This window comes from Microvirga sp. (genome assembly GCF_014699075.1).
Lineage (GTDB): Bacteria > Pseudomonadota > Alphaproteobacteria > Rhizobiales > Beijerinckiaceae > Microvirga.
In genome coordinates this window covers 1-15,371 of record NZ_JACXAB010000087.1, presented here as the reverse complement: position 1 = coordinate 15,371, position 15,371 = coordinate 1, and the positions used below count along the sequence as shown (strand labels likewise).

14 protein-coding genes and 1 pseudogene are annotated in these 15,371 nt (G+C 58.8%); 13 read left to right on the top strand and 2 right to left on the bottom strand.

Annotated elements, in window-relative coordinates; all coding sequences use genetic code 11:
* Nucleotides 1–329: 329 nt before the first annotated feature.
* Both IC232_RS31130 and IC232_RS31125 read right to left on the bottom strand, forming a co-directional pair.
* On the bottom strand, nucleotides 330–944 hold the full coding sequence (locus tag IC232_RS31130; protein ID WP_210335567.1) for a glutathione S-transferase: 615 nt from the start codon (nucleotides 942–944) through the stop codon (nucleotides 330–332).
* Between the two features lie 8 nt (nucleotides 945–952).
* Entirely contained in the window at nucleotides 953–1,714 is a 762-nt protein-coding gene (locus tag IC232_RS31125) for a GntR family transcriptional regulator (RefSeq protein ID WP_190848820.1), read from the bottom strand.
* A 159-nt stretch (nucleotides 1,715–1,873) separates the two neighbouring features.
* Here IC232_RS31125 and IC232_RS31120 point away from each other — a divergent pair, with 159 nt between their 5' ends.
* The 13 genes and pseudogenes from IC232_RS31120 to IC232_RS31060 all read left to right on the top strand — a co-directional run.
* Nucleotides 1,874–2,632: an SDR family NAD(P)-dependent oxidoreductase gene (locus IC232_RS31120; RefSeq protein WP_190848819.1), complete on the top strand. Its 759-nt coding sequence runs from the start codon at nucleotides 1,874–1,876 to the stop codon at nucleotides 2,630–2,632.
* Entirely contained in the window at nucleotides 2,632–3,165 is a 534-nt protein-coding gene (locus tag IC232_RS31115; protein ID WP_312895271.1) for a TRAP transporter small permease, read from the top strand. The genes IC232_RS31120 and IC232_RS31115 overlap by 1 nt, the downstream gene beginning before the upstream one ends.
* 10 nt (nucleotides 3,166–3,175) lie before the next feature.
* Entirely contained in the window at nucleotides 3,176–4,480 is a 1,305-nt protein-coding gene (locus IC232_RS31110; protein ID WP_190848818.1) for a TRAP transporter large permease, read from the top strand.
* Between the two features lie 78 nt (nucleotides 4,481–4,558).
* The gene (locus IC232_RS31105; protein ID WP_190848817.1) at nucleotides 4,559–5,677 is read left to right on the top strand and encodes a C4-dicarboxylate TRAP transporter substrate-binding protein; all 1,119 of its coding nucleotides are present in this window, start codon (nucleotides 4,559–4,561) and stop codon (nucleotides 5,675–5,677) included.
* 147 nt (nucleotides 5,678–5,824) lie between these two features.
* Nucleotides 5,825–6,559 (top strand): SDR family NAD(P)-dependent oxidoreductase, encoded by a 735-nt coding sequence (locus tag IC232_RS31100; RefSeq protein WP_190848816.1) that lies wholly within the window; start codon nucleotides 5,825–5,827, stop codon nucleotides 6,557–6,559.
* A gap of 10 nt (nucleotides 6,560–6,569) precedes the next feature.
* Nucleotides 6,570–7,358 carry an SDR family NAD(P)-dependent oxidoreductase gene (locus tag IC232_RS31095; RefSeq protein WP_190848815.1) on the top strand — a complete coding sequence of 263 codons (789 nt, stop codon included), beginning with the start codon at nucleotides 6,570–6,572 and terminating at the stop codon, nucleotides 7,356–7,358.
* Complete coding sequence (locus tag IC232_RS31090; protein ID WP_190848814.1) at nucleotides 7,348–9,051, top strand: FAD-dependent oxidoreductase; 1,704 nt, start codon at nucleotides 7,348–7,350, stop codon at nucleotides 9,049–9,051. The genes IC232_RS31095 and IC232_RS31090 overlap by 11 nt, the downstream gene beginning before the upstream one ends.
* A 618-nt stretch (nucleotides 9,052–9,669) precedes the next feature.
* Nucleotides 9,670–10,887, top strand: coding sequence for an ABC transporter substrate-binding protein (locus tag IC232_RS31085; RefSeq protein WP_190848813.1), 1,218 nt, complete (start codon nucleotides 9,670–9,672; stop codon nucleotides 10,885–10,887).
* A 65-nt stretch (nucleotides 10,888–10,952) separates the two neighbouring features.
* Entirely contained in the window at nucleotides 10,953–11,855 is a 903-nt protein-coding gene (locus tag IC232_RS31080) for a branched-chain amino acid ABC transporter permease (protein ID WP_190848812.1), read from the top strand.
* Between the two features lie 4 nt (nucleotides 11,856–11,859).
* Complete coding sequence (locus IC232_RS31075; protein WP_210335566.1) at nucleotides 11,860–12,867, top strand: branched-chain amino acid ABC transporter permease; 1,008 nt, start codon at nucleotides 11,860–11,862, stop codon at nucleotides 12,865–12,867.
* Nucleotides 12,860–13,621, top strand: a complete 762-nt coding sequence (locus tag IC232_RS31070; RefSeq protein ID WP_210335565.1) for an ABC transporter ATP-binding protein — start codon at nucleotides 12,860–12,862, stop codon at nucleotides 13,619–13,621. The genes IC232_RS31075 and IC232_RS31070 overlap by 8 nt, the downstream gene beginning before the upstream one ends.
* Nucleotides 13,614–14,327 carry an ABC transporter ATP-binding protein gene (locus IC232_RS31065; protein WP_190848811.1) on the top strand — a complete coding sequence of 238 codons (714 nt, stop codon included), beginning with the start codon at nucleotides 13,614–13,616 and terminating at the stop codon, nucleotides 14,325–14,327. The genes IC232_RS31070 and IC232_RS31065 overlap by 8 nt, the downstream gene beginning before the upstream one ends.
* 484 nt (nucleotides 14,328–14,811) lie before the next feature.
* Nucleotides 14,812–15,252: pseudogene (locus IC232_RS31060) on the top strand (IS6 family transposase); the annotation flags it as partial.
* Nucleotides 15,253–15,371: the final 119 nt, after the last annotated feature.

The window sequence follows — 15,371 nt, the reverse complement described above, 5'->3', positions numbered from 1 at the left end:
GGAGGGTGACTTGGACATCACCATCCTGCCATGACCGCCCCGATCAGGCGATTTGCAGAACCTTCACCACACTACTCGATTCCTCTGCTCAATGAGTGGCCAACCTCATCGGAGATCTTCGGAGTTGCCGTCTGCACGCTAGGTCTGCTTACCGCTTTGAATGTTATGCGGATTGTCAGTACCCATCCTGCCAACCAGCTAGATCTAAAGTAAGCTTCATACCCCCAGGTTCACATGCATTCAGCGCGAAAAGGCCGCCGGCACTGGACAGGCGGCTCTCCTTTCTAAGAATTTGGTGCTGCGGGCGATTAGTCGTTGCCAAGGCGAGACTATCCCTGTGGCCAGGTAGCTTTCATCGACTGGCGCTCAGCGAACACTCCGTACCAATCGGCCAAGGCATTGCGGCCTGTGCGCCAGTCCTTGTCGGCGAAGCGGAAGTCAAGGTAACCCAGCGCGCAAGCAACGGCGATGCTGCCGGCGGAGACCGGGCCTTGCAGTCTGCCCAGCCAGTTGCGGGACAAGTCATCAAGGCCGCTGTCGATTTTTTCCATCTGGCCGTTGTACCAGTCGGTCCAACGCTTCTCTTCGGGGCGCATAACCGTCTCGTAGCGGCAGAGCAGAGCGGCATCGAGAATGGAATCCGCAAGAGCCTCAAGTGTCAGCACACGGAATCGCTCGTCATGTGACGTCGGCACAAGACGCGGCGTCTCGCTCAAAGTGTCCACATAAGCGCAGATCACACGGCTGTCGAAAAGAGGCTGCCCGTCCGGTAAGACGGCCGTCGGGACCTTGCCGGATGGATTGTGAGGGATGATCGTTTGATCGCGTTTAACTGGGCCTGCCGCCGATGGCAGCAACTCGATCTGATGCGCGACGCCTTTCTCATGGGCACTGACCAGGACCTTGCGGACGTAAGGAGAAGCAGGCGAGTGGAAGAGTTTCAGAGTGGTCATTACAACTTTCCGTTCTTGCGGGACTTGAGGAAACCATTCGGGGTCTTGCTCTGCGGCATCAGGACTCCGCGTGGATCCATTTCGAGTCTCTCTGCCAAGAGCTTTCCTGCGAAGATAACGTGCTCGATCATCAGGTTCTCGGCTCGGATACCCTCTCCTTGAGCGATGGCCTTTGCGATCCGGTGGTGGTCGTCATGGGAGCGATAGATGATGTCGTAGTTGTCCCAGAGGATAATGCGATCCGATACCAAGGGAACGTTGTGTGTTTGCCGCACGAAGCTCTCGATCCAGGAGTTGCCTGCCAGAGAGATGATCAGTTGATGAAACTCGACATTCATGCGTCGGTAGGCGGGAAGTAACGAAGGGTCCAGCGTTCCGCCAGACAGGAGGCGGTCTCCCTCCGTGACAAGCGCCTCAAATCTCGCGATCATGGCATCCGGGATCTTCCGCTCCGCGGCGCATCGACAGGCGAAGCCCTCCAGTTGTGCACGGACGGCAAAAGCATCCCGCACCTCAGAGATGGAAAAGGCTCGGACGCGATAGCCGCGATTGGCCTCGTACTCGATGAGCCCCTCCTGGGCGATCATGGCCAAAGCCGTGCGAAGCGGCGTGCGGGATACGCCTAACATGTCGGACAGATGATCCTGCTGGAGCCTTCGGCCCGGTTCCAACTCACCTTCCAGGATCTTCTCGCGAATGGTTTTCGCGACGAGATCGGCGCTGGTGATCTCCGCAGGCAGTGATGTGGTTGCAGTGGTCATACTCCGAAAATACTGCGTGCCGTAGCAAGTGCAAGAGGCCGCGACTTATCCGTGGATCCAATTTCGCGATTTTAATACCAAAGTTGTGTTGTAATAGGGGGAAATTGGATCCAATCTTGCAATGTATCCAATTCACAAGAATGTATTCAGGGAGGATCCATGACCAACTATGCCCTCGTGACCGGGGCTGCGGGCGGGATCGGTCGAGCTATCGTTCAGCGTCTTGCCAGCGATGGCTTTCCCGTCATCGCGACAGACACCAATGAGGCTGGTGCGGCCGAGGTCGTGGCGTCGCTGCCCGGCAGTGGACACAAGGCTTTTGCCCTCGACGTGACAGACGAAGCGAAGGTCCAGAATCTCTTCAATGATGTCGAGACCAACGGAGCCAAGATCGGTCTCGTGGTCGCTGCTGCCGGCATTTTGCTTCTAAGGAATGGCGGGCAACGCCCGCCGCTGACTGAGATTTCCCTGGATGAGTGGGAATTGACACAGCGAGTGAACAGCACCGGAACCTTCCTCCTTCTGCGTGAGTACCTGCGCGCCCGCACGCGAGCGCCGGTTGAAAGTGGCCGCTTCGTGGCATTCTCGTCGGTTGCGGCGCAGCTGGGAGGGTACCGTTCGAGTTCTGCCTATATCGCGAGTAAGAGTGCTGTTCTTGGTCTCGTGAAGGCTGCCGCCCGTGAGGCTGCTTCCATGGGCGTTACGATCAATGCGGTCGCTCCCGGACTGATTGATGCACCTATGCTGCATCAGTCACTGGATCCCGAGAACTATGCCTCCGTCACCGGAAACATTCCCCTCCAGCGGGTCGGCAGTCCCGAAGATGTCGCCGGCGCGGTTTCCTTCCTGATGAGCAAGGATGCGTCGTACATCACCGGCGCTGTGATCGACGTCAATGGCGGCTACCGGATGCAATAGTGCGGATCAGCGCCACGGAGGAGAAGATGGTAAGGCTTGCCGAAAAGCTCACCCAACTGTTGGCTTGGGTTTCCGGGCTAGTGATCCTGCTGATGATGATCCACGTCATGATCGACGTGCTGGGAAAATATCTCCTTAATGCTCCTCTGCCCGGTACGGCTGAGGTCGTTGCCGCCTACTACATGATTGGCGCCGTTTTCCTTCCGCTCGCCTATGTGGAAGCGGCAGGCGGCTCCATTGTCGTCGAGGTGATTTACGAGAAAGTCTCCCCGCGTGCGCAGAAGATTATGCTCGTCGCCGCGGATGTCATTTCAGCAATCTACTACAGTGTGCTGGCTTGGTTCTCTTGGGATCTTGCGGTTCGTGCCTGGAGAGTTAACGAGACAGTGGACGGCATCTGGCGCATCACGACTTGGCCGGCCAAGTTCCTGCTGCCGTTCGGATTTTGCCTTGCTGTTGTCGTGCTGGTGATGCGTGTTCTCCGGGGGGAGCGTGGACGGGCGACAGACCCTAACTCGACAGTAGAAATCTGAGGAAGCTGGGATGGAACGTCTCGAGATCGGCTTAATCGGCGTCATCGCCATCCTTGCGCTTATCGGCATCCGCGTGCCAATTGGCGTTGCCATGGGCGTCACCGCCTTCTTCGGCATTTGGGCAATGATGGGCCTCAGCGCTGCGATCGGTATCTCGAAAGCGATTCCGTTCAACCTCATCGGCGACTGGAATCTCTCTGCAGTTCCGATGTTTCTCTTCATGGGGTTCGTGGCGGTCGAGGCTGGCCTAACGCGAAGTTTGTTCGGGGCAGCGCGCATCTTCCTTGCGCGGATCCCCGGCGGTCTTGCCTCTTCTACAGTCTTCGCCTCCGCGCTCTTCGGAGCCGCAAGCGGCTCGAGCGTAGCGACCTCCGCCGCCTTCTCACGAATTGCTGTCCCTGAAATGCTGGACAGCAAGTACGATCCCGGTCTCGCGACCGGATCCGTGGCAGCGTCGGGAACTTTGGCTGCACTGATCCCGCCTTCGGTCTTGATGATCATCTATTGCCTGTTGGTCGATACATCGATCAATACACTCTTCATGGCTGGGTTCGTGCCGGGTATCCTTACAGCGGCAGTGTTCATTGCCATGATCACCGTGCGTTGCATGATCAATCCGAATCTTGCTCCTCGCTATGTCGATAAGGCGACGAGGGCGGAGAAGTTGTCTCTCCTGCGCGATGCATGGCCACTGCCGGTAATTACCTTCATCGTGATGGGCGGGATCTTCACCGGCGTCTTCACCGCAACAGAATCTGGTGCCGTGGGCGCGTTTCTGGCCTGCATCGTCGCGGCCATACGCAGCCGTCTCAACTACCGCATGCTCCGACGCGCGCTCATCGATACCGCCTCCGGCACCTCGGCTATCTTCATGATCGTGCTCGGCGCGGCGCTGTTCGCCCGTTTCGTGGCGCTTGCCACGATACCGACCTGGGTGATGGGCTTCTTCGATGGCTATGACACCATGACCATGATCATTCTGGTGTGCATCATTCTCGCTCTGATGGGTACTTTCATGGAGGAGGTATCCATTATGCTGCTCACCATGCCGGTGCTGGCACCCGTCCTCTCCAGCCATGGGGTCGATCTCACCTGGTTCGGGATCTTGGTCATCAAGCTGATGACGATAGGGCTGATCAGCCCGCCGGTCGGAATGAACGTCTTTGTCATCAAGTCTTCACTCGGCGGTCGGGTCTCGCTCAATCAGATCTTCGGAGGCGTCACTTGGTTCATCATCGTCGATCTGTTCGTGCTCGCGGCACTGATCGCCTTCCCAGATCTCAGCCTGTGGCTGCCTAAACTCATGGCGAACTAGAGCGCCAAGAGACAAGTCGGGACACGCGAGGTTCCGTCCCGTCGCTCAAACAAACGAAAACTTTTAGGGAGAGAGACAATGAGGAAGATCCTGACTGCGACCGCCGCATCGCTAGCCTTGATGACCGGTGTGGCCCATGCCGAGAAGTATCAGGCGACGACCTGGCTGGCGCCGAGCCACATCCTAACCAGCGTCGGTTACGTGCCATTTCTTGCCGACGTCAAAGCCGCTACCAACGGCAAGGTGGATTTTGAGCTTTATTCATCGGGCTCGCTTGTGCCGGCGCAGACCACATTGGGAGCTCTGGGTGACAATGTGGCCCAGGTCGGGCTCGTAGCCACTTCCTATACTCCGTCAGAACTGCCCATCTCAGGTATGATCAACGACCTTGCCTTTGTGGCAACGAACGACATGGCGACCGCCTTTGCCCTAACCGAGACCGTGCTTACAAATAAAAGAATACAGGATGAATTTGCCAAGCACGGAACGGTCGCTCTGGCCGGCTACTCCACGCCGACTTACCTGATGCTGTGCATGCGAGACGTGCGTGACCTGAACGCTGTCAAGGGCCTCAAGATCCGCACGGCCGGCACGGCTCAGAACGAATGGGTCTCTTCTCTCGGCGCCGTCCCGGTGGCTGTCACAGCGGCGGACGTCTATTCCGGCCTAGAGCGTGGCTCAATCGATTGCACGCTGACGGACCCGACCAGTCTCGAAACAGGGCTTAAGCTCTGGGAGGTGGTCAAGACGATCACCATGCTTGAGCAGGGCACCTCACTCGGGGTCACCTATGTCTACAACAAGGGCTTCTGGTCCGACATTGGCCCGGAGAACCGCCGCAAGCTGCTCGACGTGACCGCCCGCAGCGTCGCTCGCGTGCAGATTGCCTATTCTCAGGCTGTCAGCAAGGCCCTGAAGGGGTCTCAAGAGCGTGGATTGAAGATCAACCAACCCGACGCCTCACTCGTCGAGGCCTTGGCCAAGTTCCGCGCCAACGTGGTCGACACTTACCCCGGTCGTACTGCCAAGGAACGTCGCGTTCAGGATCCCACCGATGTTGCAAAGGGGTTTCTTGCCCTCCAGGCCAAATGGACCAAGCTCCTTGAAGGAATTGACGTCAACAATGAAGACGCGGTCGCCAAGCTGGTCGCCGATGAGATCTTCTCGAAGGTCGACGAGAAGAGCTTCGGCCTCTGAGCCAGAAATCGGAGCGGCGCGCCCCAGCGCCGCTTCCCCGACAAAGATCGCTGATCGCTAACAGATCCGCAGCTTCCGTCCGTTGCACGATGAGGTCGGGCAAGGTCGCACGGACCTGCTCGGGAAGCAGAATTCGAGGAATAGTCAATGTCAGAGCGCAGTCTTCAGTCTGCCATCGTCACCGGTGCAGGTTCCGGAATCGGTCGCGCAATCGCACATCGTCTGGCGGAAGACGGCTTCTTCGTGATCGTAGTCGACCGCGTCGAAACGCCAGCAATCGAGACCGTAGACCAGATTACATCGCGGGGCTTCAAAGCACGCGCCGAAATTGTCGATATCACCGATCCGATCGCCACACAGGCGCTAATCGATGGTGCAGAGAACCTGCAGGTGCTGGTGAACAATGCCGGCATCTTCAACGTAAAGGCTTTTGATGAACTGACTGCCGATGACTTCCGCCGGATGTATGAAGTCAACCTCGTGGGCATGTTCCATCTCTCTCAGCAAGCCGCGCGCAAGTTGCCGAAATGGGGTCGGATCATCAATCTTTGCTCACGAGCGGCATTTGGGGCACGGAACTACGCACATTACGTTGCATCGAAAGCTGCTGTCGCTGGCTTTACAAAGGCGTTGGCGCTCGATTTGAGCGACAGGCAGATCACGGTGAATGCTGTGGCGCCGGGCGTGATCCAAACGGATATGCTGCTGGCGCGCTCGGACGTGCACCTGCTCCGCAGCCAGCAACCTACCGGGGAGCTGGGAGTCCCCGAAGACATCGCCCATGCCGTGGCCTTCTTCGCCGATAAGCGGGCTAATTTCGTCACGGGACAGGTCCTGATCGTCGACGGTGGTCGGTCGGTCGGCGGCACCGCGGCATTCTGAGGTTGTAGTCATGAGCTTCGACATCACAACTCTTGAGGGTCGCACCGCCATTGTGACCGGCGCAGGCCAAGGCATCGGTGAAGCCATTGCTGAAGGTCTTGTGGCCGTCGGCGCGACCGTGATCGCGGTCGATCGCGAAGAAGCCGGCATCAACGCGCTCGCAGCCCGCAGATCCCGTGTAGTTCCGATACAGGGCGACGTGACCGATTCAGGACTTACTGCCAAGCTTAGCACTGAGCTTCTCGGGAACGGCCTCACGCTTTCTATTCTGGTCAACAATGCTGGTATCGGCCGCGGCTCGCATGCTGTCGAGACAACGGATGAGGATCTGCAGCGCTATTTCGACATCAATGTCAAGGGCGCCTTCGCGCTGTCCCGCTGGGGAGTGCCGCTGATGATCCGTGCAGGCGGCGGAGCGATCGTGAACACGGCCTCGGTCTTCGGTCTGATTGGAGCCTACAACTCGGCGGCCTATTCAATATCCAAGGCTGCGGTCGTTGGGATGACGCGCCAAATGGCGACAGATTTCGGACCTTCCGGTATACGCGTGAATGCTGTCGCTCCTGGTCTTATTGAAACGCCCCTGACTGCCGAGCGCATCCGGTCGGAGCCCTGGCGCCGCCAGATCATGATCGAGCAGACCCCACTTGTCCGGGCGGGCACACCGCTCGATGTCGCTCGTGCTGTGCGGTTCCTCGCCTCCGATGAGTCGTCTTTTGTCACGGGCCAGGTCCTTGCCGTCGACGGCGGTTGGACCATCGGGCGCTTTCCCAGGCAGGAGCCCGTGCATGTCGACTGAAGAAGTGCTTCCTGCCAAGTGTGACCTTCTGGTGGTCGGCTCCGGCGCGGCGGGACTGGCGGCTGCAATCAGTGCAGCTCATGCCGGCCTGAAGCCTGTCATTATCGAAAAGTCCGAGTATTTCGGCGGATCCACGGCGGTATCCGGTGGCGCGATCTGGGTGCCGGACAATCCGATCATGCGTGCGGCCGGTATGGAGGACGATCGCAGGGCAGCACGTCGGTATATTGAGTTGGAAACCGGAAATCGCTTCAACGCGGAACTTGTTGACGCCTTCCTTGAAAACGGTCCTGTAGCCATCGACTTCTTCAACAAGAAAACTGCATTGAAGATGACCCATCGCCCATATTCGCCAGACTACCATCCGGACAAGGAGGGCGCTGCGCTCGGGGGGCGCGTGCTGGATGCGCTGGAATATGACGGTAGGGCGTTGGGTAGAAACCTGAACCGGCTGCGCCCGCCGATCAAAGAGTTCACTATCCTCGGTGGCATGCAACTCGGACGTGCGGATCTCTTCCATTTCGTGCGCATGACGCGCGAGTGGCCATCCTTCGTGCATGCCACCAAGCAGGTGCTTCGCTATTTCAGGGACAAGATTGTTGCTGGACGCAACACACGGTTGAGCCTGGGGGCAGCGGTCGTAGGCCGATTGGCTGAAACTGTTTTCGCTTTGAAGATACCACTGCTCACCGAGCACGAACTCGTCTCGCTCCAGCGGGATGGAACAGGCCGCGTGACAGGTGCCATCGTGCGCACGAACCATGGCAACAAGCCGATCGCAGTCAAAGAAGGCGTAGTCCTCGCCGGCGGCGGCTTTCCTCACGATGCTAAGCGCCGCGCTGAAAGGTTTGAGCATGTCCGCCGTGGCTTACCTCACTACAGCATGTCACCTTCACCAAATACGGGTGGAGCGATTGCCGCCGCCGAGGCGATTGGTGCCGCGTTCGTGACCACCAACTCCGATGCCGCTTCTTGGGCGCCGATCTCATTGATTCCGCAGCCCGATGGTTCGAAGCGGCCGTTTCCCCACCTGTTCATGGACCGCGCGAAGCCGGGCATCATTGCGGTCGGTCATGATGGCCGGCGCTTCACCAACGAGGCGGCAAGCTATCATGATTTTGTGCAAGGGTTGGTGGAAAAGCTGCTGGACGAAAACGAGAGGTCGGCCTTCCTGATCTGTGATCACGCTTCCCTGCGCCGCTACGGACTAGGGGCGATTCCCTGCTTCCCGGGCCGGATCGGCCCCTATCTGAAGTCCGCCTATCTCAAGCGCGGCCTGAGCGTGGAGGAACTGGCTGAGACATGCGGCATCGATCCCGGATCTCTGAAAGAGACGATCAATCGGTATAACGGGTTTGCAGCTCAAGGGACTGATCCTGACTTCGGCAAGGGATCGACTCCCTACCAGACCGCTCTCGGGGACCCGGATCATAAGCCGAACCAGTGCCTGAAGCCGCTTGAAGGTATGCTTTACGCGGTCGAGATATTTCCAGGTGATATCGGCACGACAATGGGGCTGGACGTCAACGCCAACGGCCAAGTGCGCGACACCCGTGGCCAGATCATCGAAGGCCTTTATGCTTGCGGCAACGACATCAACTCGATCATGAGCGGGTCGTATCCCGGCGCTGGCATCACTCTCGGGCCCGCGCTGACGTTCGGCTATGTCGTCGGACGGCACGCGGCGTCGTGATAAGGAACGTCCAGCGGGCTATAGCTTCGATTGCTAAATCCGGTCTCCCACGAGGGCATTGGGGCAAGAGCAAAGTTGATTTCCCGTACAACTGCTGTCGCGGCCGGGTAGGGAGTAAACACAGCTGGAACGGGATTGGATAAAATCCTTCTGCTTTCACGCAAGAATTATTGACAAAGTCGTTCCGAACCTGCTCGATTGTATCCAATGGCGGCACCTGATCGCCTTTGGAGGAAACAGTGACGTCTCAGACCCAGACATATGTGCCGGTGACTGGTAGCGCCAAAGGCATTGATGCTGCAGGTTGCCGGGCACAGGCAGATAACAGCAATGGGATGGCGCAGGCGCTTGCCCGCACGGCGGCCGCCAAATGCATCAGGGTCAACGCGATCAACCCGGACCTGATCGACGTACCCCTACCTCGCTTTTCACGTGCTTCCACCGGCGCTGGAAAAAGGGGTGTCAGCCGTTCCGCTTCGTCGTCTCTCGCCATAAGACGACCTGGCTGCCGTAGGCTTTCCAATGCATCCGGCGCCTTCGTACATCACGAGCGTTCACACCGATCCGAATGGTGGCGACCGGATTCAACCGTTGTGAAACCAAAAATGGGAGGAAACAATGAAAGATAGGATAACTTGTGTGTGGCTTGGAGCGGCGCTGCTCGCTGCCGGCCTCATTCACTCCGCGGGAGCCGCTGCGCAGGAGCCTGGTCTCACCGAGAAAACAATTAAAATCGGAGTGTTCTCACCACTTTCCGGAGCGAACATGGCCTATGGCTTCGACGTGATCAACGCGGCGAAGATGTATTACAGCAAGGTCAACAAGGAAGGCGGCGTCCACGGCCGTCAGATCGAGCTCGTCATCGAAGACGACCGCTGCAACGCCAACGATCTCGTGTCGGCGGTCAAGAAGCTCGTGGAGCAAGAACAAGTGTTTATGCTCAACGGCGGCTCATGCTCGGCCGCAGCGGTGGCGGCCAAGGATTACGTGGTTCGCAGCAAGGTTCCGTGGGTGATGTTAAACGCTTCCGCGGACGGCGCGCTCTATCCGCCCACCGATTATATTTTTGGCGCCTTCTCGATCACTCAATACGCCGTTGGCGGCTCCGTTGTGGACTTCGGGCAGCAGCACCTGAAGGCGAAGAAGATCGGCTACATCAATCATGATGACGCCTACGGCGCCTGGAACCTTGAAGCGGCTCAGGTCACTGCTAAGGAGGTTGACGTTCAACTCGCAGTAGAGTCGATCAATCCGAACATTACGGACGTCACCGCTCCTCTGGTGAAGTTGAGGGCTGCCAATCCCGACATGATCGCGATCACGACCTATGCCAAGCCTGCGGCTCTGATCATCAAGAAAGCGCATGAGCTCGGCATCACCAAGCCTATCGTTCTCACAGTGACTGGCACCGCCAACATGTCTCAGCTTGTGGAGAACGTGGGCAACAAGGATGCCCTCAAGAACTTCTACGTCCAGGACGTTCTCGCAGATGCGCCCGGTGGCCCCAAGATCAAATGGGTGTATGACATGTACAAGGAGTACTATCCGGATCTCGACGCGAAGCCGGATCACCCCCAAGCCTACATGCCCTATGGCATCGCGCCCGCCATGTCGGTCGTTAAAGCCCTGCAGGATGCTGGTCCCAATCCAACCCGCGAAAAGGTGGCCGAAAACCTGAGAAACCAAAAGTTTGACTCCGGTGTCATGGCTGGTCCCATCGAATTCGGGCAGAACGATCGCGCGGCTCAGGAGTCGACGATCTATCTGAAGTTCGACGGAACTCAGCAGACTCTCATTCCTGGCTCCTTCCAGAGCCGCTGGAAATACAAGGGGTAAGCTCCTCCCGCACTGCCGCGGGAGCGTGATCGTTCCCGCGGCCTTTCCATGTCAACGAGGGCAGCATGACGCTCGACGTAGTCTTCCTCTTTTTGCAGCAGGGTGTGGCCTCTGGACTTGTCATCGGCAGCGTGTACGCGCTGCTCGCCCTCGCCATTGTCGTCATCTTCAAGACATCCGATGTGCCAAACTTCTCACAGGGTGAGATGGTCATGGCCGCCGGATATATTGCGCTTTATCTCCTGGTCTTCAGGAGCATGCCGCTTTGGATCGTCATGCCTGCGACGATACTGGCGGCCTATGCCGGAGCGGCTCTATTCCGTCGACTGGTGCTGAACCAGGTGGCGCGGGCCAACGGCAGTCCGGTGAACCTCGTCATCGCAACGCTCGGCCTCTCCTATGTGCTCAGGGGATTCGTGCGGCAGACTGGCTTCGGCGACACGCCACGATCTTTCCCGCCGGTCGTTGAGCCGCAATCAATCATGATTGGGCAGGCGGCCGTGACGACCCTGGACCTCGTGATCTTGGCGACCGCCGTCGTCGTAATGGCGGCCTTCTTCTGGATGTTCAAGTATACCAAAATCGGCCGTGCCATGCGCGCCGTAGGCATGAACCCCAAGGCGGCCCAACTCGTCGGCGTCGATCTGACCCGTATTCACATGATTGTCTGGGGGCTGTCAGGCGGCATCTCGGCCATCGCTGCTCTACTGATCTCGCCCAAGGTGCTGATGACAGCTGACATGGGCTCGATTGTGACTCTGGGCTTCGCCGCTGCGATCGTAGGGGGCTTCACGAGCCTGCCCGGCGCCGTAGTGGGGGGCTTCCTCATCGGCATAATCGAAAACCTCGTCGGCCTATTCATCTCCTCCCGTGCCATCGTGCTCGCGCCCTTTGTCGCGATCATGCTCGTGCTCGTGATCCGTCCTCAGGGGCTGTTCGGCGGGCGAGTGGAAATCAAGAAGGTCTGAGTCCATGTCCGACAAGACAGCCACCGTGATCCCGGCATCCGACACCGAACGGCCGCGCCTGGCCGCGCCAGAGAAGATGCCAGTCACGCAGATCGCCCTGCTGGCTTTTGTGGCCGCTGCCCTGGTCGTTCTTCCCTTCGTGGTGACCGGCTATGTTCTCTATATTGCCAATCTGCTCCTGGTTTTCATCGTGCTGTGTCTCGGTCTCCACCTAGTGATCGGAGAAACCGGACAGTTCGCCTTGGCCCATGCCGCCTTCTACGGTATTGGCATCTATAGCAGCGGATTGGCCGGTAACGCCTTCGGATGGCCGTTTCCCTTGTCGATGCTGCTGGCAGGTGTGGTTGCGGGAGCGGTCGGCGTGGTGATCGGAACCGTTGCCCTGCGCATGCGAGACATCTATCTCGCGCTCGCCACCTTCGCCTTCGGCGAGGCTATGCAATGGGTTTTTCTGAACTGGGATCAGGTGACCGGAGGGCCAAACGGCTTGCGCATCAGCCCAGCCCGCCTCGGCGATCTGGAAATTCTCACCGATAGGCAGGCGTATCCCGTGGTGGTGTTCGTGACCCTGCTGATGATTGCCCTGACCATCGTGATCTCCCGTTCCCGCGTCGGACGCTCGTTCCGGGCGGTGCGTGAGTCCGATGTGGCAGCGATGGCCATGGGCATCCCGGTGCGCCGGGCTAAGATCACCGCTTTCGGCCTGTCTGCTTTCTACGCCGGTGTGGCGGGTAGCATGTTTGCGACCTTCTCCACTTACATTCATCCGGACAGCCTCGGGTTTCAAACCACGATCCTGGCGCTCACCATGGTTGTGGTTGGCGGCCTTGGCTCCATCACCGGCGCGGTGGGGGGTGCGATTGTTTTCGGATTGATCTCCGAGTTCCTGCGCCAGACACCTTCGTATCAGGAGATCATCTACGGTCTGATCCTGATCGTCTTCATGATGTATGCGCCTCGCGGCCTCTTTGCTTTCATTCGCGACCAGATGGGGAGGATAACTCGTGGCTGAGCACCTGCTTGAGGTTGTCGACCTGACGGTCAAGTTCGGTGGCCTCACCGCCGTGAACAAGTTCAACATCGCTGTGAAGCGTGGCACCATTCATGCGCTGATTGGACCGAACGGAGCTGGAAAATCGACTACCTTCAACTGCATCTCGCGCTTCTATCAGCCCACCACCGGCAGAGTTCTTCTCGACGGTGTCGACGTGACAAGGATGCCCGCAAGCGCCATGGCTGGGCTCGGCGTTGCGCGCACCTTCCAAAACCTGGAGCTGTTCGGCGAGCTGACCGTCTTCGAGAATGTGATGATTGGCGCTCACGTCCATGCGGGTAGATCCTGGGTTGAGGTCCTGTCAGCACGCCCGCCGGGCGTGGTGGAGCATGTCGAGCATCTGCTGGAACGGACCAGCCTGACCGCTTACCGCAATACGGTCGCCCGTAATCTGGATTTCGGCCATCAGAAGCTTCTGGAACTGGCGCGTGCTCTCGCCATTCGCCCGCGCCTTCTCCTTCTCGACGAACCTGCAGCTGGCCTCCGCAACCGGGAGATCGCCGCGCTGGATGCGCTGCTCACGGACCTGTGCCGGCGGGAGGGGATCACAATTCTGCTGGTGGAGCACGTGATGCAGCTCGTTATGGCGATCTCAGATCGCGTCACGGTCCTCAACTTCGGTACCAAGATCTCGGAGGGAACTCCCGACGACGTGCGCAACGATCCTTCCGTCATTGAAGCCTACTTGGGACAGGAGATGGCCCATGCCTGATCTTCTTGAACTCGCCGGCGTGTCCGCGTCCTATGGCCGTATCCAAGCCCTGTCCGGTGTTTCGCTGAGCGTTCCAGAGGGAAGCATCGTTGCACTCCTCGGCAGCAACGGGGCCGGTAAGACAACGACCCTCAACACGATATCCCGCCTCGTTCCCGTGCAGTCCGGCAGCATTCGGTTCGACGGCAAAGCCGTCGAGAGCATGGCCTCTCACAAGGTTGTCGAGGGTGGTGTGGTACAGGTCCCGGAAGGTCGTGAGGTTTTCCGCGACATGAGCGTGCGCGAGAATCTGGAAATGGGCGCATACCGGCGCAAGGATGCGGCGACGGTCCGTGCCGATTTCGACCGTGTCCTTGATTACTTCCCCAAGCTGAGGGACCGCCTGCAGCAGCGGGCCGGCACGCTCTCAGGTGGTGAGCAGCAAATGCTCCTCATCGGTCGGGCACTGATGGCACGTCCCAGGCTGCTTCTTTTGGACGAGCCGTCGCTAGGCCTCTCGCCAGTACTCGTGCAGCAGATCTTCGGCATCATCGATCGCCTGAACAAGGATGGACTGACAATCCTTCTTGTTGAACAGAACGCTGCCGTGGCTCTGTCCACGTCGAGCTACGCCTATATCCTCGAGAATGGCGAGATGGCACTGCAGGGTGCATCCGATCAGTTGCGGCGCGACGACAGCGTGCGTCGGACTTACCTTGGACATTGAAGCACAAAGAGCTTCTACGGACAGTCATTTCTCTGATCACCGGAACCGCTGGTCAACCGCCCAGCAATGCCGAGGTCGTTGGTCTTGGTGTCAGCACATAATCCGCAGTCTTGGCCGGAACTGTGTTGATGTCAGGCGTCATAGGTGAGACTCTTAACCTTGTTCAGGAGGGGGCGGTCCTTCAGGCTGCTCGAGCGAAGGAGTACAAATGTTTTGGGACCGGGCGTACCGGCCCGGCCTATCTTAATTGTGTGAAGAATCTCAACAATTCAGCTGCGTCCGGCACCTTACGGCCGCCTCGGCGCATCTGATCGTCCCTTTTTCTTTTGCCGGAGCTCGCAATCGGGTTGTTGCCCTATGACTTCTGCAATGAAGTGGCCTTCCGCTCCTGCACCCAGCTTCAGGTGACCGCAGAACGGACAAGCTGAAAGGAGGGGACAATCACCACCTGACGACATGTAGCCGCTGCCTTGACCCTGCCGAAAAGCAGCACTGGCTCTGGCGGGCCGTGGATCAGGATGGCTACATCCTCGGCGAAATCCTCCAGACGCGGCGCGATACCAAAGCGGCGAAACGCTTGCTGAAGCGTCTGTTGAAAAGGCAGGGCTCTCCGCCGCGGCGGATGATCACCGATAAGCTGGGCTCCTATGCTGCCGCCCGGCGCCAGATCATGCCGGCGGTTGAGCATCGCCCGCATAAGGGTCTGAATAACCGGGCGGAGAACTCGCACCTCCCACTGCGAAAACGTGAGCGGATCATGCAGGGATTTCGAACTCCGGGAGGGCTACGGAGATTTGTCAGTGTGTTCTCTGCCGTCCGCAACCTGTTCGTTCCCCCTCGCTCCCGCCGCTCTGCCCTTGCCACCCACCTTCACCGCCTCAATGCTATGGCGGCGTGGAAGTTTGCAGCCTGCATTGCACGGTGAGCCCGTCATGTGACCGCGCTTGCCTCACTGCGCCCGAATTCTGTTAACGTGATGTCGTGGATGGCGCCCTCCACCAGCGTCAGGCGTGCCAGAATAGGCATGTTGGAGAACCGGAGAGG

Coding starts and splice junctions, on each gene's coding strand:
- IC232_RS31065 (WP_190848811.1), top strand. CDS start 13,614: ATGCCTGATCTTCTTGAACTCGCCGGCGTGTCCGCGTCCTATGGCCGT.
- IC232_RS31085 (WP_190848813.1), top strand. CDS start 9,670: ATGAAAGATAGGATAACTTGTGTGTGGCTTGGAGCGGCGCTGCTCGCT.
- IC232_RS31110 (WP_190848818.1), top strand. CDS start 3,176: ATGGAACGTCTCGAGATCGGCTTAATCGGCGTCATCGCCATCCTTGCG.
- IC232_RS31090 (WP_190848814.1), top strand. CDS start 7,348: ATGTCGACTGAAGAAGTGCTTCCTGCCAAGTGTGACCTTCTGGTGGTC.
- IC232_RS31120 (WP_190848819.1), top strand. CDS start 1,874: ATGACCAACTATGCCCTCGTGACCGGGGCTGCGGGCGGGATCGGTCGA.
- IC232_RS31125 (WP_190848820.1), bottom strand. CDS start 1,714: ATGACCACTGCAACCACATCACTGCCTGCGGAGATCACCAGCGCCGAT.
- IC232_RS31080 (WP_190848812.1), top strand. CDS start 10,953: ATGACGCTCGACGTAGTCTTCCTCTTTTTGCAGCAGGGTGTGGCCTCT.
- IC232_RS31100 (WP_190848816.1), top strand. CDS start 5,825: ATGTCAGAGCGCAGTCTTCAGTCTGCCATCGTCACCGGTGCAGGTTCC.
- IC232_RS31095 (WP_190848815.1), top strand. CDS start 6,570: ATGAGCTTCGACATCACAACTCTTGAGGGTCGCACCGCCATTGTGACC.
- IC232_RS31075 (WP_210335566.1), top strand. CDS start 11,860: ATGTCCGACAAGACAGCCACCGTGATCCCGGCATCCGACACCGAACGG.
- IC232_RS31105 (WP_190848817.1), top strand. CDS start 4,559: ATGAGGAAGATCCTGACTGCGACCGCCGCATCGCTAGCCTTGATGACC.